The 24,595-nt window shown below is 63.6% G+C and carries 20 protein-coding genes; 12 read left to right on the forward strand and 8 right to left on the reverse strand.

Going from position 1 to position 24,595, the window contains the following annotated elements; all coding sequences use genetic code 11:
* Positions 1–57: 57 nt before the first annotated feature.
* The 3 genes from IFT80_RS15200 to IFT80_RS15210 form a co-directional block, all read right to left on the reverse strand.
* Entirely contained in the window at positions 58–3,018 is a 2,961-nt protein-coding gene (locus IFT80_RS15200) for an autotransporter family protein (protein WP_192137819.1), read from the reverse strand.
* Between the two features lie 61 nt (positions 3,019–3,079).
* The gene (locus IFT80_RS15205; RefSeq protein ID WP_122480001.1) at positions 3,080–3,763 is read right to left on the reverse strand and encodes a GNAT family N-acetyltransferase; all 684 of its coding nucleotides are present in this window, start codon (positions 3,761–3,763) and stop codon (positions 3,080–3,082) included.
* An 8-nt stretch (positions 3,764–3,771) separates the two neighbouring features.
* Entirely contained in the window at positions 3,772–4,218 is a 447-nt protein-coding gene (locus tag IFT80_RS15210) for a GNAT family N-acetyltransferase (RefSeq protein ID WP_192055147.1), read from the reverse strand.
* Between the two features lie 366 nt (positions 4,219–4,584).
* Here IFT80_RS15210 and IFT80_RS15215 point away from each other — a divergent pair, with 366 nt between their 5' ends.
* Positions 4,585–5,796: a YeeE/YedE family protein gene (locus tag IFT80_RS15215; RefSeq protein ID WP_192137820.1), complete on the forward strand. Its 1,212-nt coding sequence runs from the start codon at positions 4,585–4,587 to the stop codon at positions 5,794–5,796.
* Positions 5,797–6,102: 306 nt separating this feature from the next.
* Here IFT80_RS15215 and IFT80_RS15220 read toward each other — a convergent pair whose 3' ends face one another.
* The 3 genes from IFT80_RS15220 to IFT80_RS15230 all read right to left on the reverse strand — a co-directional run bounded on the left by IFT80_RS15220 (position 6,103) and on the right by IFT80_RS15230 (position 10,194).
* Positions 6,103–7,101, reverse strand: coding sequence for an asparaginase (locus IFT80_RS15220; RefSeq protein WP_192137821.1), 999 nt, complete (start codon positions 7,099–7,101; stop codon positions 6,103–6,105).
* Positions 7,102–7,113: 12 nt separating this feature from the next.
* Positions 7,114–8,556, reverse strand: a complete 1,443-nt coding sequence (locus IFT80_RS15225; RefSeq protein WP_185794650.1) for an alanine/glycine:cation symporter family protein — start codon at positions 8,554–8,556, stop codon at positions 7,114–7,116.
* Positions 8,557–8,769: 213 nt separating this feature from the next.
* Positions 8,770–10,194, reverse strand: coding sequence for an aspartate ammonia-lyase (locus tag IFT80_RS15230; protein WP_122479996.1), 1,425 nt, complete (start codon positions 10,192–10,194; stop codon positions 8,770–8,772).
* 273 nt (positions 10,195–10,467) lie between these two features.
* Here IFT80_RS15230 and IFT80_RS15235 point away from each other — a divergent pair, with 273 nt between their 5' ends.
* The 5 genes from IFT80_RS15235 (at position 10,468) to IFT80_RS15255 (ending at position 14,292) form a co-directional block, all read left to right on the forward strand.
* Positions 10,468–11,376 (forward strand): LysR substrate-binding domain-containing protein, encoded by a 909-nt coding sequence (locus IFT80_RS15235; RefSeq protein WP_122479995.1) that lies wholly within the window; start codon positions 10,468–10,470, stop codon positions 11,374–11,376.
* A 314-nt stretch (positions 11,377–11,690) separates the two neighbouring features.
* A complete protein-coding gene (purE, locus tag IFT80_RS15240) occupies positions 11,691–12,182 on the forward strand; it encodes a 5-(carboxyamino)imidazole ribonucleotide mutase (protein WP_043192124.1) in 492 nt (163 codons plus the stop codon).
* Positions 12,183–12,193: 11 nt separating this feature from the next.
* Positions 12,194–13,276, forward strand: coding sequence for a 5-(carboxyamino)imidazole ribonucleotide synthase (locus IFT80_RS15245; RefSeq protein ID WP_192137822.1), 1,083 nt, complete (start codon positions 12,194–12,196; stop codon positions 13,274–13,276).
* A gap of 93 nt (positions 13,277–13,369) precedes the next feature.
* Positions 13,370–13,618 carry a GlsB/YeaQ/YmgE family stress response membrane protein gene (locus tag IFT80_RS15250; protein WP_122479992.1) on the forward strand — a complete coding sequence of 83 codons (249 nt, stop codon included), beginning with the start codon at positions 13,370–13,372 and terminating at the stop codon, positions 13,616–13,618.
* 140 nt (positions 13,619–13,758) lie between these two features.
* The gene (locus IFT80_RS15255; protein ID WP_122479991.1) at positions 13,759–14,292 is read left to right on the forward strand and encodes a DUF3299 domain-containing protein; all 534 of its coding nucleotides are present in this window, start codon (positions 13,759–13,761) and stop codon (positions 14,290–14,292) included.
* A gap of 124 nt (positions 14,293–14,416) precedes the next feature.
* On the opposite strand, the gene IFT80_RS15260 is transcribed toward IFT80_RS15255, so the two are convergent.
* Positions 14,417–15,319, reverse strand: coding sequence for a D-hexose-6-phosphate mutarotase (locus IFT80_RS15260; protein WP_185794653.1), 903 nt, complete (start codon positions 15,317–15,319; stop codon positions 14,417–14,419).
* 51 nt (positions 15,320–15,370) lie between these two features.
* Entirely contained in the window at positions 15,371–15,772 is a 402-nt protein-coding gene (locus IFT80_RS15265) for an acyl-CoA thioesterase (protein ID WP_043192132.1), read from the reverse strand.
* A 325-nt stretch (positions 15,773–16,097) separates the two neighbouring features.
* On the opposite strand from IFT80_RS15265, the gene IFT80_RS15270 reads away from it, so the two are divergent.
* From IFT80_RS15270 to phoU, 6 genes are all read left to right on the forward strand, one after another.
* Complete coding sequence (locus IFT80_RS15270; protein ID WP_122479989.1) at positions 16,098–17,387, forward strand: MFS transporter; 1,290 nt, start codon at positions 16,098–16,100, stop codon at positions 17,385–17,387.
* A gap of 161 nt (positions 17,388–17,548) precedes the next feature.
* A complete protein-coding gene (locus tag IFT80_RS15275) occupies positions 17,549–18,547 on the forward strand; it encodes a phosphate ABC transporter substrate-binding protein PstS (RefSeq protein ID WP_192059323.1) in 999 nt (332 codons plus the stop codon).
* A 205-nt stretch (positions 18,548–18,752) separates the two neighbouring features.
* Positions 18,753–21,038: an ABC transporter permease subunit gene (locus IFT80_RS15280; protein ID WP_192137823.1), complete on the forward strand. Its 2,286-nt coding sequence runs from the start codon at positions 18,753–18,755 to the stop codon at positions 21,036–21,038.
* A 16-nt stretch (positions 21,039–21,054) separates the two neighbouring features.
* Entirely contained in the window at positions 21,055–22,725 is a 1,671-nt protein-coding gene (gene pstA, locus IFT80_RS15285; protein WP_192137824.1) for a phosphate ABC transporter permease PstA, read from the forward strand.
* Between the two features lie 117 nt (positions 22,726–22,842).
* Positions 22,843–23,676, forward strand: coding sequence for a phosphate ABC transporter ATP-binding protein PstB (gene pstB, locus IFT80_RS15290; protein WP_122479985.1), 834 nt, complete (start codon positions 22,843–22,845; stop codon positions 23,674–23,676).
* Positions 23,677–23,731: 55 nt separating this feature from the next.
* Positions 23,732–24,490 carry a phosphate signaling complex protein PhoU gene (phoU, locus tag IFT80_RS15295; RefSeq protein ID WP_043192144.1) on the forward strand — a complete coding sequence of 253 codons (759 nt, stop codon included), beginning with the start codon at positions 23,732–23,734 and terminating at the stop codon, positions 24,488–24,490.
* Positions 24,491–24,595 lie beyond the last annotated feature (105 nt).

Raw genomic sequence — 24,595 nt, forward strand, 5'->3', positions numbered from 1 at the left:
CCTCTGGGGGCCGGGTGGCCCCCTTTTTTTTTGTCCACCCGGCAGCCGCGAGACTGATCAGAAGCGCATCTGCCACTGGCCGACCACAGCATGGTTGCGACTGTTGCTACCCAGCTCGCCGGTGTAACCGATGCCGACGCTCTGCCGCGCACTGACACCCAGGTCCAGGCCGGCTTCGACCATCAGGCTGTCGCGGTCCAGGGCGCTGCCTTCGACACTGAACGCATTGCCACCACTGGCAAACGCCTGCCGGGTGCTGTTGTCGACGTCTCCATGGGCATGACGCCAGCCCAGGCTGCCACGCGGGGTCAGGCTCATGCCGTTGTCCAGTTGGCTCAAGTGAGCCAGGCGCACGCCGAAAGTGCTGGTGAAGTTTTCCTGTGTCTGGGCGTCCACGGCGAGGGCGGCGGCTCCGCCTTTTTCGCGGTAGCCGTCGCGGCTGTAGCGCTGGTAGCCCAGGTTGGCGAACGGTTCGGCGCTGAGCCGGCCGCTGCCCAGGTCGTAGCCCAGTTCGGCGAAGGCTTGCTGGCTGTCGGCGTCGTAGTCGCCGCGCAAACGATCACTGAAGCCGGCGAAGTCGACACTGCGCTTGCTGTTGCCATCATGCTGGCTGTAGGCCGCACCTAGGCGCAGGGCCAGCGGACCGTTCTGGCGCAGGGCGTAGATGCCTGCGTGCCAGCTGTCGATTTTGCCGTCCACGCCGGATGCGTCCAGGTCGGTACGCGAATAACCACCCAGCAGGCCCACGCGCCAGTCCGGGGTCAGTGCCCAGTCGGTGCCCAGCAGGGCGCCCGAAGTCCGTTGTTCGAGGCCATCGCTGCCGTGTTCGCCATCGAGCTTGCCGTAGCTGCCCAGTGCCTGGACCCAGACACGGCCCTGTGCGTTGGGGTCGTTGAGGTTGAGGGCCTGGTCGGGTATGCCGCTGGCGGCCAGCACCGGCGTGTCTTGTGCGCCCAGGCCCACCAGCAGGCCGCTGCCGCTGCCCATCTGGCGCATGGCCGAGAGCATGCTGCTGCCGACCTGGGTGGTACCGGCCAGGGTTGCGGCAGCCAGGTTGGCGTTGCTGCTGCCAGCCAGTTGCTCGATGGCCGCCCCTGCGCTGGCGGTACTGGTGCCGAGCAGGGCGTTGTACAAGGTGCCGCTGCTTGCGGCAGCCAGGCTGCGGGCCGCATTGCCGCCATTGGTGGTGCTGGCGAAGTCGGCGAAGGCGATGTCGTTGCGGGTGTAGTCGAGGTCGACCGCGGTCGCGCCGTAGCTCAGGGTCGGGGTCAGAAAGGCGTAGTCGCTCGTCACCGTACCGAAGCGACCGTTCACGCTGCCCGCCTGCAGCACGGTGTAGCGGCTTTGCCAGGGGTATTCGCCACTGCTCGGGACAACGGCCAGGGTGGCGCCGTCGAGATTGGCCGCGCCTGCGACCTGCAGCGGCGCACTGCTGCCATCGGCGTTCACCCCATACGCCAGGGTTGCGCCGCGTGCCAGTGTCAGGTCGCCGTTGACCAAGGCAGTGCCCAGTTGGCTGTTGCTCGACAAGGTGCCGTTGACGAGCAGGTTGCCCACTGCGCCACCGCCGGCGTAGACGCCGCCCGGGTCAACGCTGAGGTTGCCGGCAATACTGCCCTGGTTGATCAGCGTGGCGCCGTTGGCAATGCGACTGTCGGCGCTGAAGTCGCCGATGCTGGTGAGGGTCCAGGTGCCGCTCTGCACTTCCAGGGTTTCGAAGTGGCGGCTGTTGCCGAAACTGCCGCCGGCGTTGCCCTCCAGGATCACACGATCGCGGCCGCTGCCGCCGTCGACCACACCGTTGAAGCGACCACCGCTAAGTACGGTCAAACGGTCATCGCCTGCGCCCATTTGCAGGGCCTGTCCATTGCTGCCGCCAATGGAGCCGGCGTTTATGACGGTGTCGGCGAAGGCGCCATTGAGCTGCACGCCGAAGCCGTTGAGCCCGCTGATGCTGCCATGGTTCTCCAGATAGGCGGCGCCATGGGCCGAGCCATTGCTGCCATCGTCGATCAGGATGGCATTGTCGGCGCCGCTGATGGTGGCGCCTGCCGCATTGAACATATAACCGCCGCCCATGGCGATGCCTTCGCTGGCATTGAGGGGATCGCCTGGCTTGGCACCGGATGCACCGGTGCCGCGAATGGTGCCGTAGTTCTCGATATGGCCGATGTAGTCGATGTCCACACCGTCGCCGTCACCCACGGCCTGCAGGCCGGACACATCGCCGGAGATCAGGCCGTGGTTGATGACCGTGCCGTTGCCGTCCGAACCGTAGCCCGAGCCATTGCGGCCGATCAGCGTGCCTTCGTTGTACAGCAGCGCACCTTCGTCCGTGGTCAGGCCGTGGCGGCCGCCGCTGATCAAGCCATGGTTGTACACGGACACGCCAGTGGCGGCCGCCACGTCGATACCGTCGTACTTGTCGTCGAGGCTGAAGGTGTCGCCTGTGGATATCTCGCCGTGGTTGATGATCGTGGCATTGATGCCGGTTTTCATCGCGTCGTTCTTTTCGCTGCGGATCAACCCGCCGGCGCGGTTGTCGAGGGTGGTGGCGATGCCAGCGCTTTCCAGGGCTTCCAGATCGATAGCGCGCTTGTTCAGCGAGCGCAGCGTGCCACTGTTGTCGATGACGATGGCGCCACGGCTGAAATCGTCCTTGATGCGAAAGGCATCGGACGAGCCTTGAATCAGCGCACCCGCGCGATTGATCAGGGTGTAGTTGCGCACTGCGCCGCTACTGGAGCTGTCGATGGCTCGATCGGCAGTGGAGATCAGCCGGCCCGAGTTATCCACAACCACGCCAGTACCCGCTGCCGAACCCTTGAGCTTGATCGCCTCGGCACTGGCCGTGATGCTCCCACCCTTGCTCACCGTCAGGCGATCGGTATCGCTCAGGCTTTGCGTCGCCTGGATGGCGGTATCGATCTGCAGGTCTTTGGCGAAGGCCGCCGACATCGGCGTGCCCGGGGCGAGCAGAGCGATGGCAAGGGCGAGGCGGTGCGGAGAGTACGGCATGAGCGGACGACCTGATTGCAGTGAGGTCGTCCTGTATAGCCCCTGGTCTTTACAGAATTATTTAAACGCCGACGCGAAACTGTTCCAAGGGTTTGCGCTGGCCGGAAGAAGGCTGGTTGTCTACCGCCAGCCAGCCCTCGAACGCTGCCTCGATTGCCGGCCACTCGCTGTGGGTGATGGAAAAGTACGCCGTGTCACGGTTGCGACCCTTGACTACCATGTGCTGGCGGAACACGCCTTCGAGGCTGAAACCGACGCGTTCGGCGGCGCGGCGCGAACGTTTGTTGGCGTTGTCGCACTTCCATTCGACCCGGCGATAGCCCTGACCGAATGCCAGCTTGAGCGCCAGGTAGATCGCCTCGGTGCCCTTGGGCGTGCGCTGCATGGAGGCGGCAAAGGCCACGTGGCCCACTTCCAGGCGTCCGTGCGCCGGCACGATGGACATCAGGCTGAGGATGCCCTCGGCTTTGCCGGTGTGCTGGTCGACCACGCAGAAGCCCAGCGGATCGTTGCTGATGGCATAGCCGTCGAGCCAGATGTAGAACAGCTCCAGGTCGTTGAAGGGGCCGTAGGGCAGGTAGTCCCACAGCTGCGCGTCGGACTGCGGCCCCTGCAGGGCTTCCCAGAGGTCTTCACCATGGCGCTTGGGATCGAGTTTCTCCAGGCGGATGAAGCGACCGTTCATGGTGGTCGCCACGGGTGCTTTGACGGGCTTCCAGTCGGATGCGGAGGCGGATGTGGGCATGGCAGCTCCTAGAGTGGCTTGCGAAATTGGATGAAACCGGGCTGCTCGGCGATATTCCGGTACAGCCCGATGGCGGTGCTGTTGGTTTCATGGGTGAGCCAGTGGACCTTGGCGCAACCGGCGGTCTTGGCGGTTGCGTAGACGAACTCGATCAACTGGCGACCCACGCCCCCACCGCGTACCGAAGCATCCACCAGCAGATCCTGCAGGTAGCAGGAGTTTTCAATGGTCCAGCACGAGCGGTGATAGATGTAGTGAACCATGCCGATGGCCACGCCGTCGCGCCAGGCAAGCGCCGCGTGCATGGGTTCGGCGTCGTCGAGCATGCGTTGCCAGGTGACCTGGGTCACGGCGTCGGGAATCTCGGTCTGGTAGAAAAGCTGGTAGGCCCGCCAGAGGTTCAGCCAGGCAAGATGGTCGGCTGCGGTAACAGGACGAATGGCGAGGTCGGACATGGTCGTGCTCCGGTGGGTCGTGACGGTCATCTTGGCATCTTGTGCGAGCGAGTGCATCCAACAGCACTCGGAAGATTATCCACACAGGTATCCACAGGGTTATACCCAAGGTTATACACAGGCTTATCCACAGATCGCGCTAATCATCTGGTATTACATACAGTGAAATGGCTTGCTCAGCCGTGGTTGGACAGTTTCTGACCGGTGCGTCGAGGGAACGTTGCAAGAAGGTTGTTCACAAAATCCTGCGGGTGCCTGGCACCGATCACCTGCGGCCTGAAGTCGCTCTGGTCGCAGAGACGCATCAACACCTGGCTTTAGGTTTTATACTGCTGCGCTGTCTTGTCTCTCTATTCGGATGCTGCCATGAGTTCGACTTTTTCTGTTGCCCCACGGCGTGCACTGGGTGCGCCGCTGGTGGCGATCTCTCTGCTGGTGCTCGGTGGGATGTTTCTCGCCGCTGCGGTGGGTTCGCGCCAAGTGCTGTTGTGGGCGGTCGGTGCGGCCCTGGGTCTGACGCTTTATCACGCAGCCTTCGGCTTCACGTCTGCCTGGCGGGTTTTCATCAGTGATCGCCGAGGCGCAGGGCTGCGGGCGCAGATGGTCATGCTGGCGCTGGCGGTGCTGCTGTTCTTTCCGGTTCTGGGTGTAGGCAGCCTGTTCGGCCAGCCGGTGGTGGGGCTGGTCGCGCCCGCCGGTTTGTCGGTGGTGTTCGGTGCCTTCATTTTCGGCATCGGCATGCAGTTGGGTGGCGGTTGCGCGTCGGGGACGCTGTTCACCGTCGGTGGTGGCAACGCACGCATGCTGGTGACCCTGCTGTTCTTCATCTGTGGCTCACTGATCGCGACCCACCATGTGGACTGGTGGTTTGCCTTGCCATCGTTGCCGGCGATCTCGATTGTCAAGAGCCTGGGCGTGGTGCCGGCGCTGTTGCTGAGCCTGGGCGTGTTCGCGCTGATCGCGTGGGTGACCGTGGGCCTGGAACGGCGTCGGCATGGTGCGCTGGAAACACCCGACGTGCGGGCGACGCCTGGTTCGAACAGGTTCCTGCGCGGGCCGTGGCCCTTGGTGTGGGGAGCAGTCGCGCTGGCGCTGCTGAACTTCGCCACGTTGGCGCTGGCCGGGCGGCCTTGGGGCATCACTTCGGCGTTTGCGCTGTGGGGGGCGAAAGTGGCCAGTGGGTTGGGCGTGGACGTGGGCAGTTGGGCGTTCTGGCAAACCGCATCCAACGCCAAGGCGCTGGCTGCGCCGGTGTGGGAGGACATCACCAGCGTCATGGACATCGGTATCGTGCTGGGTGCACTGCTGGCGGCGGGGTTGGCCGGACATTTCGCGCCCAGCTTGAAGATCCCGCGCCGGTCACTGATCGCGGCCGTGATTGGCGGGTTGTTACTAGGCTATGGGTCGCGCCTGGCTTATGGCTGCAACATCGGTGCGTATTTCAGCGGCATTGCCTCTGGCAGCCTGCATGGCTGGCTGTGGCTGGTCGCCGCCTTCATCGGCAACAGCGTTGGCGTTCGCCTGCGTCCGTTGTTCTTTCCCAACGAAGCGCGCGTGGAACGCCTGACCGGCTGCTGAGTGACAGTGACACCGCGGCGCCTGTTTCGCGGCCGCTGACCGCTCCTACGGGATCGTGCAAGCTTCGCAGGAGCGGCCCGTGGCCGCGAAGGGCGCGCCGCAGTCTGTCTGATGCACCGCAGCGCCTGTTTCGCGGCCGATGACCGCTCCTACGGGATCGTGCAAGCTTCGTAGGAGCGGTCCGTGGCCGCGAAGGGCGCGCCGCAGTCTGTCTGATGCACCGCAGCGTCTGTTTCGCGGCCGCTGACCGCTCCTACGGATGTGCGCAACCCTTGGAGCAGCGCGAAGGGCGCGCCGCGGTTTCGATCAGGCCAGTTCGCCGCACAGGTCGAGTTCTACCAGGCGGCGGACTTCTTCCACCGGCAAGCCTGCACCCAGCAATGCGTGCAGCTTGCCCAGTGCCGTCTCGCGGGTCATGCCGCCGCCGGAGAGCACGCCTGCATCGCGCAGGCGGCTACCGGCTTCATACACATCCAGTTCGACGCCGCCTTCCTGGCATTGCGTCAGCGCCACGACCACGATGCCCCGCGCCTGGGCTGCCCGCAGCGCGTCGAGGAACGGCGCGTTGTCGGACGGCCCGGTGCCGCTGCCGTAGCATTCGAGCAGCAAGGCCTGCACCCCGCTGTCCACGACCGCCTGCAACAGCGGCACGCCGAGGCCGGGGTACAGCGGCAATACACCGATGCTGGCAGGCTGACGTGGCTGGCGATAATCCAGCGCCGCCGGCATCGGTGCGACCCTGGCGGCGCCACCCGTGCGCCGCAATGCGGCAAACGGATTGCGCCCCGAGCTGCGCACCTTGGCGCAGCGGGTCGGCGGCAGCAACGCACCGTGGAAATGCAGGTGCACACCCGGCTCCAGGCCCCTGGCGAGATCTGCCAGGGCGCCGTTGACGTTTTCCCAGGCATCGCTGCCGGGCACCCCGGCAGGCAGCATGGAACCGGTGAACAGCACCGGTGCCTGGAGCCCCAGCAACTGGAAACTCATGGCCGCCGCGCTGTACGCCAGCGTGTCGGTGCCATGCAGGATCAGTACGGCATCGCACCCCTGCTCATCCACCGCTCGAACCACGGCTTCGCGCAGACGCTGCCAGTAGGCCGGCGTCATGTTGGCGCTGTCGATCAGCGGCAGCAGTTCCTCGAAGCTGAAGTGCGGCACCACCCGTTCAGGCTGGGCGGCGAGCTGTTCGCGCATGCGCGCCTCGAAGCCCGAAGCCGGAGCCAGGCCATTGGCACTGGCCTGCATGCCGATGGTGCCGCCGGTGTACAGCACCCGCACATGACGGGCAGGGGATGCGATGCTCATGCAGAAGCCTCCTTAACGCTGGACGGGCAGGGGTGCCTGGGCCTTTTCATCGGCTGCTGCCGGATTTGGCACCGGCCAGGCCTTGAGGTCCAGGTCGAGGTCGGCGAACTGCCGCGAATCGAACACCGGTACCTTGATCCCGGCACTGCGCTGCGCATCATAGTCGCGCAGCAGGCGCAGGCCGGTCTTGAACAGCATGGCCAAAGCGATCAGGTTGACGAAGGCCAGCAGGGTCATGGTGATGTCGGCGAAGGCAAACACCGTTTCCAGGTTTTCGATGGCGCCCCAGAAGATCAGCAACAGCACGATCGCGCGGTACACCAGCACCGCCTTGCGGTTGTCGCCGATGAGGAAGCGCAGGCTGTTCTCGCCCAGATAATAGTTGTAGAGGATCGAGGTGAATACGAACAGCGACAAGGCGACACTGATGAACACCCGGCCCCATTCACCCACCACGTTGGCCAGCGAGTTCTGCGTCAGAGCAATGCCATCGCCCTCGAAGCCCGGCGTGTAGAAGCCCGACAGCAGGATCACCAGTGCGGTACAGGTACAGATCACGAAGGTGTCGAGGAAGACGCTGAACGCCTGCACCACGCCCTGTGCAACCGGGTGTTCGACCTGCGCCACGGCGGCCACGTTAGGCGCACTGCCCAGGCCCGCTTCGTTGGCGAACACACCACGTTTCACGCCCATGACGATGGCGCTGCCGAGCAGACCGCCGAATACCGGGTCCAGGCCGAACGCGCTGCGCACGATGGTCGCCAGCATTTCCGGAACCTGATCGAACTGCAGCACGATCACATAGAGGCTGACGGCGATGTAGGCCAGGGTCTTGACCGGCACCAGCAGGTCGGCGACCGCCGCGATTCGCTTGATACCACCGAAGAACACCAGGCCCAGCAACGCGGCCAGGCCGACGCCGGTCCAAGTGGTGGACAGGCCGAAGGCATCGTTCAGCGAACTGGTGACCGCATGCGATTGCAGGCCGTTGAAGGCAAAGCCGAAGGTCAGCAGCAACAGCACCGCCATGACCATGCCCAGCCAGCGCTTGCCCAGGCCGTGCTGAATGTAGAACGAAGGACCGCCGCGGTATTGGCCGTCGGGGTCGCAGCGCTTGTAGGCCTGCGCCAGGGTACATTCGAAGAAGCTGCTGGCCATGCCCACCAGGGCGGTGACCCACATCCAGAACACCGCGCCCGGGCCACCCAGGGTCACGGCAATGCCGACGCCTGCGATGTTACCGGCGCCGACTCGCCCGGCCAGGCTGAGCATCAGTGCCTGAAACGAGCTGAGCTGGTCTGAACTGTTGCGCAGGCTGTCGCGGAACACACTGAACATGTGCAGGAAGTGGCGCAGTTGGACGAAGCGCGAGCGCACGGTGAAATAGCCACCGAGGCCGACGATAAGCACGATCAGGACTTTTCCCGAGAGGAAGTCGTTGATGACTTCAAGCATGGGGGTTACCTCGTCAAGTTCAAAAGGGCGGCACTATACCCATAGGTGTAAGGCCGCGCAGCTTTTTGGTGCATAGGACTGGGCATATTCATCTTGTGGGATGTTTGACCCAGGGCGTTACAGCGGCACAAAAAAAGGGCTCCGAAATTGCTCTCGGAGCCCTCAAAAGGTGAGAGGTGTCTAGTCCCTCAACCTGGTGAGCGTACGGCCGGCTCAGGCCTTGAGGGGCACGAGGCGCGGCGCGATCATGTTTTCCGGGCGCAGGATGTCGGCCAGCATGGCGTCGTCGAGCAGGCCTTCCTCACGTACCAGCTCCAGCACGCCGCGACCTGTCTGCAGGGCGATGCGAGCGATACGGGTGGCGTTTTCATAGCCAATGTAGGGGTTCAGCGCGGTGACCAGGCCGATGGAGTGCTCCACCAGCTCGCGGCAGCGCTGTTCGTTGGCGGTAATGCCGACGATGCAGTGTTCACGCAGCATGTCCATGGCGCGCTGCAGCAGGCGGATGGAGTCGAAGATCTTGTAGGCGATCAGCGGTTCCATGACGTTGAGCTGCAACTGCCCGCCCTCGGCGGCGATGGTCAGGGCCAGGTCGTTGCCCATGATCTCGAAGGCGCACATGTTGACCGCTTCGGGAATCACCGGATTGACCTTGCCCGGCATGATCGAGCTGCCCGGCTGGCGCGCCGGCAGGTTGATTTCGTTGATGCCGGTACGCGGGCCGCTGGACAGCAGGCGCAGGTCGTTGCAGATCTTCGACAGCTTGACCGCAGTGCGCTTGAGCATGCCGGAGAACAGCACGAAGGCACCCATGTCGGAGGTTGCTTCGATCAGGTCGGCGGCGGGCACCAGCGGCTGGCCGCTGATGGTGGCCAGGCGCGACACGGCCAGGGCCTGATAGCCCGGGTCGGCGTTGATGCCGGTGCCGATGGCGGTGCCACCCAGGTTGACTTCGGTCAGCAGTTCCGGAGCCAGGCTGCGCAGGCGGTTGAGGTCTTCGGTCAACGTGGTGGCGAAGGCCTTGAATTCCTGGCCCAGAGTCATCGGCACGGCGTCCTGCAGCTGGGTCCGACCCATCTTCAGCACGTGGGCGAATTCCACGCCCTTGGCGGCGAATGCCTGGATGAGGCTGTCGAGGCTGGCCAGCAGGGCGTCATGGCCCAGCAGCAGACCCAGGCGAATGGCCGTCGGGTAGGCGTCGTTGGTCGACTGCGCCATGTTCACGTCGTTGTTGGGGTGCAGGTACTGGTATTCGCCTTTCTGATGGCCCATGACTTCCAGGGCGATGTTGGCGATCACCTCGTTGGCATTCATGTTGGTGGACGTACCGGCGCCACCCTGAATCATGTCGACCACGAACTGATCGTGGAAATCGCCGCGCACCAGGCGGGCACACGCTTCACTGATTGCCGCATGCTTTGCTGTGTTCAGATGCCCCAACTGGTGGTTGGCATCGGCGGCGGCCTGCTTGACCATGGCCAGGGCCACGACCAGCTTGGGGTAGTGCGACAACGGCACGCCGGAGAGGCGGAAGTTGTGCACGGCGCGCAGGGTTTGAATGCCGTAGTAGGCTTCAGCCGGGACTTCGAGAACGCCGAGCAGGTCTTTTTCAGTGCGCAGTGATGCAGCGGAGGACATGATAGAGATAATCTCTGTAGAGGCCCGGCAAGTGCCGGAATGCTTGCAATGCTAGGCCTGTAGCAGATTTGCGGCTAATGCTGATGCTTGCTGGGGTATGCATAATCGGCATAATGGCGCATGTGACGCGCAAGGGTGATCCGGCGTATTCCAATGACGTCGGTGTTGTCCGCCGACGCGGCTTGCGCCGCTGCTACAAGGGATCCCTGTAGCAGCGGCGCGAGCCGCGTCCGGCTGTTACACGCTGCCCGAATCAACGTACCGAGAACCGACATGAACCTGGAAAGCAAATGGCTGGAAGATTTCAGCGCACTGGCGGCCACCCGCAGCTTTTCACAAGCGGCTGAACGCCGCTTCGTCACCCAGCCTGCGTTCAGCCGGCGTATCCGCAGCCTGGAAGCTGCGCTGGGCCTGACGTTGGTGAATCGATCGCGCACGCCGGTCGAGTTGACCGAGGCCGGTCAGTTGTTTCTGGTCACGGCGCGCACGGTGGTCGACCAACTGGGCGAGGTCTTGCGTCATCTGCATCACTTGGAAGGCGGACAGGGTGAAGTCATGCAGGTGGCTGCAGCGCACTCGCTGGCATTGGGGTTCTTTCCGGGCTGGATCGCGAAACTGCGCAACGACGGCCTGCCCATCGCCACGCGTCTTGTGGCCACCAACGTCGGCGATGCAGTGCATGCGTTGCGCGAGGGCGGCTGCGACCTGATGCTGGCGTTCTACGACCCCGATTCGGCGATGCAGATGGACCCTGAGATATTTCCGTCCCTGCATCTGGGCACCACCGAGATGCTGCCCATCTGCGCCAGCGACGCCCAGGGCCAGCCGTTGTTCGACCTGGAAGGCGAGGGCAGCATTCCACTGCTGGCTTATTCTGCAGGCGCGTTTCTCGGGCGCTCGGTGAACCTGCTGCTGCGCCAGCGCAGCCTGCGCTATACCACGGTGTACGAAACCGCCATGGCCGACAGCCTGAAAAGCATGGCGCTCGAAGGCCTGGGGATCGCCTGGGTGCCGCGCCTGAGCGTACGCGCCGAGCTGGCTCGCGGCGAGCTGGTGGTGTGTGGCGGGCAGCAGTGGCACGTGCCGTTGGAGATTCGCGTGTATCGCTGTGCGTTGGTGCGCAAGGCCAATGTGCGGCTGTTGTGGAAGCGGTTGGAGGGTGCGGCGGCGGGCAGCGCCTGACTCGATTCGGCGGTGCTGCCTTCGCGGCCACTGGCCGCTCCTACGCAAAGCCATCGTGTTTCGTGTAGGAGCGGCCAGTGGCCGCGAAGCGTTCACCGCCGATTTCACTGACCTGAAAGTCAACAAACCCGCGCTTCGCAGCCATTTGACGGTCGGTCGAGATGGCTGCAATAAATCTTCATTCTTACGGTATACTGCGCGGCCTTCGGCCGGTCTGTTCCGGCCATTATTCGCATAACGAGCCACGCCGGTCTTCCTGCGTGGCTCGTTGTTTTTTGACGCGCCTGCGGGCGCCCAAGAGAAGAGGCTCGACGATGAGTGCATTGGTTGGCGTGATCATGGGCTCCAAGTCCGATTGGTCCACCCTTAGCCACACCGCCGATATGCTGGAAAAGCTCGGTATTCCCTTCGAGGTCAAGGTGGTTTCCGCCCACCGCACCCCGGACCTGCTGTTCCAGTATGCCGACGAGGCCGAAAGCCGCGGCATCGAGGTGATCATCGCCGGTGCCGGCGGCGCGGCGCATCTGCCAGGCATGTGCGCGGCCAAGACGCACCTGCCGGTGCTGGGCGTGCCGGTGCAGTCGTCCATGCTGTCGGGCGTCGACTCGCTGCTGTCCATCGTGCAGATGCCGGCGGGCATTCCGGTCGCCACACTGGCCATCGGCAAAGCCGGCGCGATCAACGCCGCGCTGCTGTCGGCCAGCATCCTGGGCGCCAAGCACCCGCAGTTCCACGCTGCGCTGAAAACGTTCCGCGCCGAGCAGACAGACAACGTTCTGGACAATCCCGACCCGCGCCAGGCCTGAGGTTCTTTGACATGAAGATCGGTGTAATCGGTGGCGGCCAACTGGGCCGCATGCTGGCCTTGGCCGGTACCCCCCTGGGGATGAATTTCGCTTTCCTGGACCCGGCGCCCGATGCCTGTGCCGCCCCTTTGGGCGAGCACCTGCGGGCCGACTATGGCGACCAGGATCACCTGCGCCAGTTGGCCGACGAAGTCGACCTGGTCACCTTCGAGTTCGAAAGCGTTCCGGCCGAGACCGTGGCGTTCCTGTCGCAATTCGTACCGGTGTATCCCAGTGCCGACGCGCTGCGCATCGCCCGTGACCGCTGGTTCGAAAAAAGCATGTTCAAGGACCTGGACGTGCCGACGCCGACGTTCGCCGACATCCAGTCCCAGGCCGATCTCGACGCCGCGGTGGCCGGCATCGGCCTGCCCGCCGTGCTGAAAACCCGTACCCTGGGCTATGACGGCAAAGGCCAGAAGGTCCTGCGCAGCGCCGTTGATGTGGCCGGGACCTTCGCCGAACTGGGCAGCGTGCCGTGCCTGCTCGAAGGCTTCGTGCCCTTTACCGGCGAAGTGTCGCTGATCGCCGTGCGCGCACGCGATGGCGAGACCCGCTTCTACCCGCTGGTGCACAACACCCACGAGGCCGGCATCCTGCGCCTGTCGGTGGCAAGCACCGCGCATCCACTGCAGGGGCTGGCCGAAGACTACGCTGGTCGTGTGCTGGAGAAGCTCGACTACGTTGGCGTACTGGCGTTCGAGTTCTTCGAAGTGGACGGTGGCTTGAAGGCCAATGAAATCGCGCCCCGCGTGCACAACTCCGGGCACTGGACCATCGAAGGCGCCGAGTGCAGCCAGTTCGAAAACCACCTGCGCGCCGTGGCCGGGCTGCCATTGGGTTCGACCGCCAAGGTCGGCGAAAGCGCCATGCTCAACTTCATCGGCGAAGTGCCGGCAGTGGCGCAGGTCGCGGCCATCGACGACTGCCATCTGCACCACTACGGCAAGGCGTTCAAGGTCGGCCGCAAGGTCGGTCATGCCACCGTGCGCTGTGCCGATCGCGCCACGTTGCAACGCCAGATCGCCGAAGTGCAGGCCCTTATCCAGGGTTGAGGAACCATTGCCGACCATCAACCCTCTGATGGCTGTACGCCAAGGCTGCTATCGCAGCTTGGCATCAAGCCTGTTCATATCAGAGGGAATATCATGGGAATCATCGGGACTATCTTCATCGGCTTGATCGTTGGTCTGCTGGCGCGTTTTCTGAAGCCTGGCGATGACAGCATGGGTTGGATCATGACCATTCTGCTGGGTATCGCCGGTTCCCTGGCTGCGACCTACGGTGGTCAGGCGCTGGGTATCTACCGAGCTGGCGAAGGTGCCGGCTTCCTCGGCGCGCTGGTCGGCGCGATCATCCTGCTGGTGATCTACGGCATGGTCAGCAAGAAGCGTTGATTCAACGCGCCTGATACCTGCGGCAGCCCTGCAGGTACCTGACTGGTCGCACCGCAGCCCCCCTCGAGCTTGCCTCGATGGGGGCTGCGTCACGTCTGGGCTGTGGTTAGAATGGCCGACTTTCCACTCTGGGCCCTGCCATGCGCCGACTTCTACTGCTCTGCTTCATGTTCGCCGCAGCCACTGCGCATGCTGAACTGCCGGAAACCGACTGGCTGCAGCTGATGCCCAAGGCCGACCAGCAGGCTTTGGAGCGGATGCCCGAAATCGACCACGACTCACCCGAGGCGCAGGGCACGTTCACCGAAAAGGGTGGCATGAAGCAAGCCAAGGGTCTGCCGGCGGTGATGTATTCCACCAAGACCGTGGCGGCCATGAACGGCAAGGACATTCGCATCGGTGGCTACCCCGTTCCGCTGGAAAGCGATGCCAAGGGCAACAGCACGCTGTTCTTCCTGGTGCCATACCCAGGCGCGTGCATTCACGTTCCGCCGCCGCCGCCGAACCAGTTGATCCTGGTGCGCTACCCCAAGGGGCTGAAGCTGGCCGATATCTACACGCCGTTGTGGGTCACGGGCAAGGTCAAGGTGGAGAAGGTCAGCAACGACCTGGCCGATGCGGCTTATGCGCTGGATGCGCAGAAAGTGCGGGTGGTAGAGGAGTCGGATTTGTGATTCTGCAGGTCTGGCCTCTTCGCGGGTAGAAGGCTCGCCGCCCGCCCCGCTCCCACAGTGGGGCATACAGCGTCCATGTGGGAGCGGGCTCTGCCCGCGAAGAGGCCGGACCTGCCTGCAAATATCAAAGCTCTGAAGCTGTAAACCTGACGCCCATGGCACAGGCCGCACCGGGTGCCAGCGTCACTACGTCATCCCAGACGTTCGCCGTCTCGATGCACAGCATGCCCTGCCAACCGTCGTCGGCCATGTCCGGCAAGGCCGTGGCGCGCTCGACCCACGGGTTCCACACCACCGCGCTGCGCGAGCCGGTGGAGGCGAGGGTCACCCGACGTTGCCAGCCTGGGTCGACGAAACTCAGCTGCGCTGGAGTATTCAGGTAGATCCGGTCGGTTTCGCCGGCAAACCCGAGCACGCCAGCCTGCTGGCGGGGCTGCCAGCCGTCCAGGGTTTCGATGTACGTCAGGCCGCCCAGGCACTCGACGGTGGCCTGACGCACGTCGCTCACCGCAAAGTAGCTGTGCAGCGCCTGGCTCAGGCTGACGGGATGGTCGTCCAGGTTGCGACTGTGCAGGGTGATCTCCAGCGCCTCGCCAAGTACCACGCACAGCCTGACCTCGACCTTGTGCGGCCACCCTGGCAATTCACCGCGAGCTGCCTGCGGCACGCTCAATTCGACCTTGATGCCCGATTCGAGCTGGTCGATACCCAGCAACTCCCAGTCCAGCGTCCGCACCAGGCCGTGGGCAGGTGCCTCGTCGCTGGCGGTGCGCATGGCCTGTACCGCCTCGGGATTGCGCCCAAGGTTGCCGAACCATGGCCAACACACCGGCACGCCGGTGCGAACGGCCTTGCCCGGCTTGTAGAGGGCGGCCGGGTTGGGCCAGATCAGCGGCTGCTGACCGTGACGCTGATAGCTGATCACCTGGGCGCCCTGTTGCGCGATCAGCAGCTCAGCCTGATCGGTGCTGATGCGCCAGCAATTGAGTTCATCGAGCTTGACCGATTCGACCTGCGGCTCAGACATGAAGAGTTCTCGCTATGGGTTCAAAAAGTCGGCTGATGCGCCGGTGGTGCATCAGCGCCGCGGTGGTACCGCGCGTGTGCGGCCGCTGCCGTCGATGGCGACGAACACGAAGACGGCCTCGGTGACCTTGCGCCATTCGCTCGACAGTGGATCGTCGCTCCATACCTCGACCATCATCTGGATCGAGCTGCGGCCGATCTCCAGGGTCTGGGTATAGAAGGACAATTGCGCGCCGACGGCAACCGGGACCAGGAACGCCATGCGATCGATGGCTACCGTCGCCACCCGTCCACCGGCGACCTTGCTGGCCATGGCCGTTCCGGCCAGATCCATCTGGGCGACCAGCCAGCCGCCGAAAATATCGCCAAAGCCGTTGGTTTCGCGCGGCAGCGCGGTGATCTGCAAGGCCAGGTCGCCTTGGGGGATGGGATCTTCTTGTTCGAGTTCAATCATGCCGGGGGGGCCTCTGACCCGTGACGCTTTATTGGAGTGGCGCATTGATCGGCGCCAATGACAAAAGCCTACACGGCTTTTCTTTCAACTGGCGCACACAGGGTACCTCTGCGAAATCGGCTACAACGCTAGCTGCGTTTTCGCACAACACCCTTTAATTAAGGCCAGTATATAGGCGCAGAACCACCATAACGACCGTTCGCTGTCCAATTACTGCAATTGCCAATACAGGCCATGTGCTTTTTCTAGCAATTTGCTATCGTGCCTGCACTGCCAAACCCAAAACAGCAACAAAGCTGTGGATTTGTATATAAGAGAACATCAAATGACCGCCGCGCCTTCGAGTATCGCTCCGCCTTCGCGTCCGCTGACCCGCAGTGATTACAAGACACTTTCGTTGTCCGCCCTGGGCGGTGCACTTGAGTTCTACGACTTCATCATCTTCGTGTTCTTTGCGGCGGTGGTGGGCAAGTTGTTCTTTCCTGCCGACATGCCCGAGTGGCTGCGGCTGATGCAAACCTTCGGCATCTTCGCCGCTGGCTATCTGGCGCGGCCGCTGGGCGGCATCATCATGGCGCACTTCGGTGACCTGTTGGGGCGCAAGAAGATGTTCACGTTGAGCATCTTCATGATGGCCGTGCCCACCCTGATCATGGGCCTACTGCCTACCTATGCACAGATCGGCATCTTTGCGCCCATCCTGTTGCTGTTGATGCGGGTGATCCAGGGCGCGGCCATCGGCGGCGAAGTACCCGGGGCCTGGGTGTTCGTCTCCGAGCATGTGCCGGGGCGCAACGTCGGCTATGCCTGCGGCACGCTGACCTGCGGCTTGACCACCGGGATCCTGCTGGGCTCGCTGATGGCCACTGCTATCAACAGCATCTACACCCCGGCCGAGGTTTCGGACTACGCCTGGCGTATCCCTTTCCTGATCGGCGGTGTGTTCGGCCTGGCGTCGGTGTACCTGCGTCGCTGGCTGCATGAAACCCCGGTCTTCGCCGAACTGCAGCAGCGCAAGGCGCTGGCCGCCGAAGTGCCGCTGCGCACGGTGCTGCGCGACCATCGTGGGGCCGTGGCCATTTCCATGCTGCTGACCTGGTTGCTCTCGGCGGGGATCATCGTGGTCATCCTGATGACCCCGACCATTCTGCAGACCCTCTACGGCTTTACCCCCAAGCAGTCGCTGCAGGCCAATAGCCTGGCCATCGTGTTCCTGAGCCTGGGCTGCATCGGTTCGGGCGCGCTGGCCGACCGCTTCGGCGCCGGCAAGGTGTTCGTGGTCGGCAGCCTGGCGCTACTGGCCACTTCCTGGACCCTGTTCCACAGCCTGCACGCGCATCCCGATTGGCTGTTTCCGCTGTATGCGGTGACTGGCCTGTGCGTGGGCGTGATCGGCGCGGTGCCCTACGTGATGGTCAAGGCGTTCCCGGCGGTGGTGCGTTTCTCCGGCCTGTCGTTTTCGTACAACGTGGCCTATGCCATCTTCGGCGGCCTGACGCCGATGGCAGTGACCCTGCTGATGAAGTCCAATCCCATGGGGCCGGCCTATTATGTGGCGGCGATCTGTGTGATCGGCTTCCTGTGCGGGTTGTACCTGATGGCCAAGAAGCGCTGAATCAGTTGGCCTCGTTCGCTGGCAGAGCCTGCGAACGAGGCCCGCACGGAGGATGATGGCCATTCATCCTACTGTCACAATCCTTTCATAGAGTGTCCCCACGGCCCGCCAATACCGAGCGCCGAGTCAACACCCTTTTCTGGATTTGCTAGGAGCAAGGCATGAAACTCACGCGTTTGATGGCCGCCATGACCTTCGTCGCCGCAGGCGTTGCCACTGGCAATGCGGTAGCCGCCGTCGACCCTTCCATCCCTGCCTACGTCAAGACCACTGGCGTGTCGGGCAACTTGTCCAGTGTGGGCTCCGATACCCTGGCCAACCTGATGACCTTGTGGGCCGAGAACTACAAGAAGGAATACCCGAACGTCAATATCCAGATCCAGGCAGCAGGTTCGGCCACGGCGCCCACGGCGCTGATCGAAGGCACCGCCAACCTGGGGCCCATGAGCCGCAAGATGAAGGACACCGAGATGGCGGCCTTCGAGCAGAAATACGGCTACAAGCCCACGGCCATTCCGGTAGCCGTCGACGCCCTGGCCGTGTTCGTGCACAAGGACAACCCGATCCAGCACCTGACCATGGAACAGGTCGACGCGGTGTTCTCGTCCACTCGCCTGTGTGGCGCCAAGGCCGATGTGAAGACCTGGGGCGACCTGGGCGTGACCGGCGACCTGGCCAACAAACCGGTGCAGCTGTTCGGGCGCAACTCGGTGTCCGGTACCTATGGCTATTTCAAGGAAGAGGCCCTGTGCAAGGGTGACTACAAGGCCAACGTCAACGAGCAGCCAGGCTCGGCCTCGGTGGTACAGTCGATCAGCAGCTCGCTCAATGGCATTGGCTACTCGGGTATCGGTTACAAGACCGCCAGTGTGAAGACCGTCCCGCTGGCCAAGAAAGGCACCAGCGAGTTCATCGAAGACACCGAGGAAAACGCCCTGAACGGCAAGTATCCGTTGTCGCGCTTCCTCTATGTGTACGTCAACAAGGCGCCGAACAAGCCGCTGGCGCCGCTGGAGGCCGAGTTCGTCAAGCTGATGCTGTCCAAGCAGGGTCAGGAAGTCGTGGTCAAGGATGGCTACATTCCCCTGCCGGCCAAAGTCGCCGCCAAGGCCCTGGCCGACCTGGGTCTGAAGGAAGGCGCAGACGTCGCCAAGCAATAAACATCGCCACCCCGTAGGAGCGGCCGGTGGCCGCGAAACGAGCGCCGCGGTACACCTGATGCACCGCAGTGACAGGTTCGCGCCTACAGACCGCTCCTACGGGATTAACCTACATCCATTCGCCGACGGCCTTGAGCCGGCCGGCGTTTTTGTCGCGTCACCTCATTGTCATGTTTCTGTCATACAGGATCGCTAGGGTGTGCGCATGAACGATCTGGCCAATTCCCCGATGACCCCGACTTCTCCACCCAAGCGCATCGATTTCAACACGCCCGAGATGCAGCGCAAGCGGCGTATTCGCGCGCTCAAGGATCGCTTCACGCGCTGGTATGTGTTGGTCGGTGGCCTGGCCGTGCTGGCCGCGATCACCTTGATCTTCTTCTTTCTCGCCTACGTGGTGGTACCGCTGTTCAAAGGCGCAGACCTGACGGTCGAGCCGCCGCTGCATCCCGCTTGGCTGCAGGATGCCGGCAAGCCTCTGGTGTATGCGCTCGAAGAGCAGAACGAGGCGGGCATGCGCGTCTCGGAGCAGGGCACGGCACTGTTCTTCAATGCTCATACCGGGGAAGAGCTGTCGCGCACGGCGTTGCCGATTCCCGCCGGCGTGACCGTGACCGCCAGCGCCAAGGACCAGCCAGGTGCGCCACTGGTGGTACTGGGCCTGTCCAACGGCCAGGCTCTGGTGTTTCGCCACACCTACCGGGTGACTTACCCGGGTGGCAACAAGACGGTGACCCCGGCGATCGAATACCCCTACGGCAACGCCCCCATCGAACTTGATCCTCAAGGCCGCGCGCTGGAGCGGGTGAGCATCAATGCCAGCGACTCCAGCCTGATCCTGGCCGGTTCCACCGGTGACCAGCTCCACGTGCTGCAGCTCACCCGCGAAGAAAACATGATGACCGGCGAGGTCGCCAACGAGCAGAAGCGCATCGAGCTGCCGCAGATGAACCAGGCGGTAAAGGCGATCTTCATCGACCCGCGCCAGCAGTGGCTTTATGTGATCAACGGCCGTGCCCAGGTCGATGTTTTCAGCCTGCGCGACCGCAGCATGAACGGCCGCTACAAGCTCAGCGAAAACGCCGACACCCAGATCACCGCCAGCGCCCAGTTGGTCGGCGGCATCTCGCTGATCATCGGCGACTCCAGGGGCGGCCTGGCGCAATGGTTCATGGCCCGCGACGAAGACGGCGAACCACGCCTCAAGCAGATCCGTACCTTCCAGATGGGGCACGCGCCGATCATCCAGATCAGCTCCGAACAGCGACGCAAGGGCTTCACCGCCCTGGATGCATCCGGTCAGCTGGGGGTTTTCCACAGCACTGCGCACCGCACCCTGCTGATCGAGCCCGTGGTCGATGGTGCGGGTATCTACGCCATGGCGCCGCGGGCCAACAAGCTCATGGTCGAAGCCAACGGCGCGTTGCAGCCATTGACCCTGCACAACCCGCACCCGGAAGTGTCCTGGAGCTCGATGTGGAGCAAGGTCTGGTACGAAAACTACGACAAACCAGCCTATGTCTGGCAGTCGACCGCAGCCAACACCGATTTCGAACCCAAGATGAGCCTGGCGCCGCTGACGTTCGGCACCTTGAAGGCCGCGTTCTACGCAATGCTGCTGGCCGCACCGCTGGCCATTGCCGCGGCGATCTACACCGCCTACTTCATGGCCCCCGGCATGCGCCGCAAGGTCAAGCCGGTCATCGAGCTGATGGAAGCCATGCCTACGGTGATCCTCGGCTTCTTCGCCGGCCTATTCCTTGCACCTTATGTCGAAGGTCACCTGCCCGGTATCTTCAGCCTGCTCCTGCTTACCCCGCTGGGCATCCTGAGCGCAGGTTTCGTGGTCAGTCGCCTGCCGGAGTCGATCCGCCTGCGCATTCCGGACGGTTGGGAAAGCGCGATCCTGATCCCGGTGATCCTGCTGGTAGGCTGGTTTGCGCTGTACATGAGCCCGTTCCTGGAAACCTGGTGGTTCGGCGGCGACATGCGCCTGTGGATCAGCAACGACCTGGGCATCACCTACGATCAGCGCAACGCGTTGGTGGTGGGCCTGGCCATGGGCTTCGCGGTCATTCCGAACATCTATTCGATTGCCGAGGACGCCGTGTTCAGCGTGCCGCGCGGCCTGACCCTGGGTTCGCTGGCGCTGGGCGCCACACCCTGGCAGACCCTGACCCGGGTGGTGATTCTGACCGCCAGCCCAGGCATCTTCTCGGCGCTGATGATCGGCATGGGCCGGGCCGTGGGCGAAACCATGATCGTGCTGATGGCCACCGGCAACACACCGGTCATGGAAATGAACCTGTTCGAAGGCCTGCGCACCCTGGCGGCCAACGTCGCGGTGGAAATGCCCGAGTCGGAAGTGGGCGGCAGTCACTACCGCGTGCTGTTCCTCTCGGCCCTGGTGCTGCTGTTGTTCACCTTCGTCATGAACACCGCGGCCGAGCTGATTCGTCAGCGCCTGCGCAAAAAGTATTCATCGCTTTGAGAAAAGGTAGCCAGCTGTGAAGCAGAACTCCCTGAAAGGCTGGTTCAAGAGCGGCTCGCCCGGCGTATGGCTGAGCGGCGGGGCCGTGTCCATCGCGGTGATCATGACCCTGGGGCTGCTGGCGGTGATCGCCGCGCGTGGCCTGGCACATTTCTGGCCGGCCGACCTGATACACGCCAGCTACAACGTGCCGGGAATGGCCAACCACCTGGTCATCGGCGAAATCGTGCAGAAGGAAGAGGTGCCGCGCGAACGTCTGAAAAGTGCCGGCCTGCCGGTGCCGGACAGCGGCCCCGAATTCATGACCCGCGAGCTGGTCAAGGTCGGCAACCGCGACATCAATGGTGCCGATTTCACCTGGATCGTCGGCGACTGGTTGGCCGAGCAGAGCACCCCGCCCGAGCTCATGGCGCTGGAGCGGCGCGAGTGGGGCAATTTCTATGGCTACCTGGTCAATATCAAGGAACAAGGCAAGGTCGTGGCCGAGGGCGAAACTGCCTGGCCGGAACTGCAAAGCCGCATCGCCCGGGTCAGCGACCTGGCGGAGGCACTGAGGCGGCTGGAGAAGTCCGATATCGGCAAGGTCAACGCCGGCCTGGAAAGGCTGCGCCTGCAGGCCCGCCGACTGGAGCTCGAAGGCCAGCTCACGCCTGTGGCGCAGGCCGACATGGACGCCGAGCGCGCCGAGCTCGACGCGGGTTACAAAGACATCGAAACCCGCCTGGGCGCGCTGCATGCCCAGGTCAATCGCGACAGCGTCACGGTGCGTGACGCCAACGGCAAGGAAATCGAGGTTCAGCTGGGCCAGATCGTCCACGCCTATCAGCCCAATGCCATGAATACGCTGACCAAGCTGGGTTTCTATTTCAGCAAGATGTGGGAATTCCTCAGCGATGACCCGCGCGAAGCCAACACCGAGGGCGGGATCTTTCCGGCCATCTTCGGCACGGTGATGATGACCCTGATCATGGCCGTCATCGTCACGCCGTTCGGCGTACTGGCGGCGGTCTACCTGCGTGAGTACGCCAAGCAGAATACCTTCACGCGTCTGATCCGCATTGCGGTGAACAACCTGGCGGGTGTACCGGCCATCGTCTATGGCGTGTTCGGCCTGGGGTTCTTCGTCTATGTGCTCGGTGGCTCGCTCGATCGGCTGTTCTTTCCCGAGGCCCTGCCGGCGCCGACCTTCGGCACGCCGGGGCTGTTGTGGGCGTCGCTGACCCTGGCCCTGCTGGCGGTGCCGGTGGTGATCGTGGCCACCGAGGAGGGCCTGGCACGGATTCCGCGGACCGTGCGCGAGGGCTCGCTCGCCCTCGGCGCGACCAAGGCAGAAACCCTGTGGAAGATCGTCCTGCCCATGGCCAGCCCGGCAATGATGACCGGCATGATCCTGGCCGTGGCCCGCGCTGCTGGCGAGGTGGCGCCGCTGATGCTGGTGGGCGTGGTCAAGCTGGCGCCGTCGCTGCCGCTGGACGGCAACTACCCGTACCTGCACCTGGACCAGAAGATCATGCACCTGGGCTTTCATATCTATGACGTCGGTTTCCAGAGCCCCAACGTGGAGGCCGCGCGACCGCTGGTGTATGCCACCGCATTGCTGCTGGTGCTGGTGATCGCTACGCTGAACCTGTCGGCGGTGTGGATTCGTAACCACTTGCGCGAGAAGTACAAGGCGCTGGACAGTTGAGGGGTGTGTCAGTGATGACCCCTTCGCGGGCAGAGCCCGCTCCGCCCGCGAACAGCTCATCACAGCCCCCGGAATATTCCAACGTTGAACCGAATTTGACAGCCTCTGGAGTCTGCCATGCAGCATGAAAACCCATCCCATGGCATCAACCTGTCGGCCCTGGGGCGCGACAAGCAGAGCCTGAACCTGGCGAAAGAGACCGTGGCCATCGAAGTGCCTGGCCTGAGCCTGTTCTACGGCGACAAGCAAGCGCTGTTCGACATCGGCATGAACATTCCCAAGCAGCGCGTGACCGCCTTCATCGGCCCGTCGGGCTGCGGCAAGTCGACCCTGCTGCGCACCTTCAACCGCATGAACGACCTGGTCGATGGCTGCCGCGTACAGGGTGCTATCAACCTCTATGGCCACGACATCTATAGCAAGGGCGAGGACGTCGCCGAGCTGCGTCGCCGCGTCGGCATGGTGTTCCAGAAGCCCAACCCGTTCCCCAAGACCATCTACGAGAACGTGGTCTACGGCCTGCGCATCCAGGGCATCAACAAGAAGCGCATCCTCGATGAAGCGGTCGAATGGGCGCTCAGGGGCGCAGCCTTGTGGGACGAGGTCAAGGACCGCCTGCACGAGTCGGCGCTGGGCCTGTCCGGCGGCCAGCAGCAGCGTCTGGTGATCGCCCGCACCATCGCCGTCGAGCCCGAGGTACTGTTGCTCGACGAACCGTGCTCGGCGCTCGACCCGATTTCCACGCTCAAGGTCGAAGAGCTGATCTACGAGCTCAAGTCCAAGTACACCATCGTCATCGTGACCCACAACATGCAGCAGGCCGCGCGGGTGTCGGACTACACGGCGTTCATGTACATGGGCAAGCTGGTGGAGTTCGGCGATACCGACACGCTGTTCACCAATCCCGCCAAGAAGCAGACCGAAGACTACATTACCGGTCGCTACGGCTAGGGCTTCGCAGCGGTTGCTGGCATCATCCCGAGTGGACGCACCAAGGATTCGACTCATGATCAGTAAAGAAGGCCTCACCCATCACATCTCGCAGCAGTTCAACGCCGAACTCGAGGAGGTGCGCAGCCACCTGCTGGCCATGGGCGGGCTGGTCGAGAAGCAGGTCAACGACGCGGTCACCGCGCTGATCGAGGCCGACTCCGGCCTGGCCCAGCAGGTGCGCGAGGTCGACGAGCAGATCAACCAGATGGAGCGCAACATCGACGAGGAATGCCTGCGCATCCTCGCACGTCGACAGCCCGCGGCCTCCGACCTGCGGCTGATCATCAGCATTTCCAAGTCGGTGATCGACCTGGAGCGCATCGGCGACGAATCGACCAAGATCGCCCGTCGCGCCATCCAGCTGTGCGAGGAGGGCGAGTCGCCGCGTGGCTACGTCGAGGTGCGGCACATCGGCGACCAGGTACGCATCATGGTGCGCGACGCGCTCGACGCCTTCGCCCGCTTCGACGCCGACCTGGCCCTGTCGGTGGCGCAGTACGACAAGACCATCGACCGCGAGTACAAGACGGCGCTGCGCGAGCTGGTGACCTACATGATGGAAGACCCGCGCTCCATCTCCCGAGTGCTCAACGTTATCTGGGTGCTGCGCTCGCTGGAGCGCATCGGCGACCATGCGCGCAACATCTCCGAACTGGTGATTTACCTGGTGCGCGGTACCGATGTACGGCACATGGGCCTCAAGCGCATGAAGCAGGAAGTCGAAGGCACCCTCGACAGCGCTAATGTTCTGGACCAACCTGACGATAAGTAAGGTGGCCCGACACGAACGCCCGGCCTTTGCCGGGCGTTTTTCATTGTGGGTCGAAGCGAGGCAGCCGTGTGGCCAGCCACGCCACGTGGCACGTGGCACGTGGCC

Source organism: Pseudomonas sp. CFBP 8771, assembly GCF_014841695.1.
Classification (GTDB): domain Bacteria; phylum Pseudomonadota; class Gammaproteobacteria; order Pseudomonadales; family Pseudomonadaceae; genus Aquipseudomonas; species Aquipseudomonas baltica.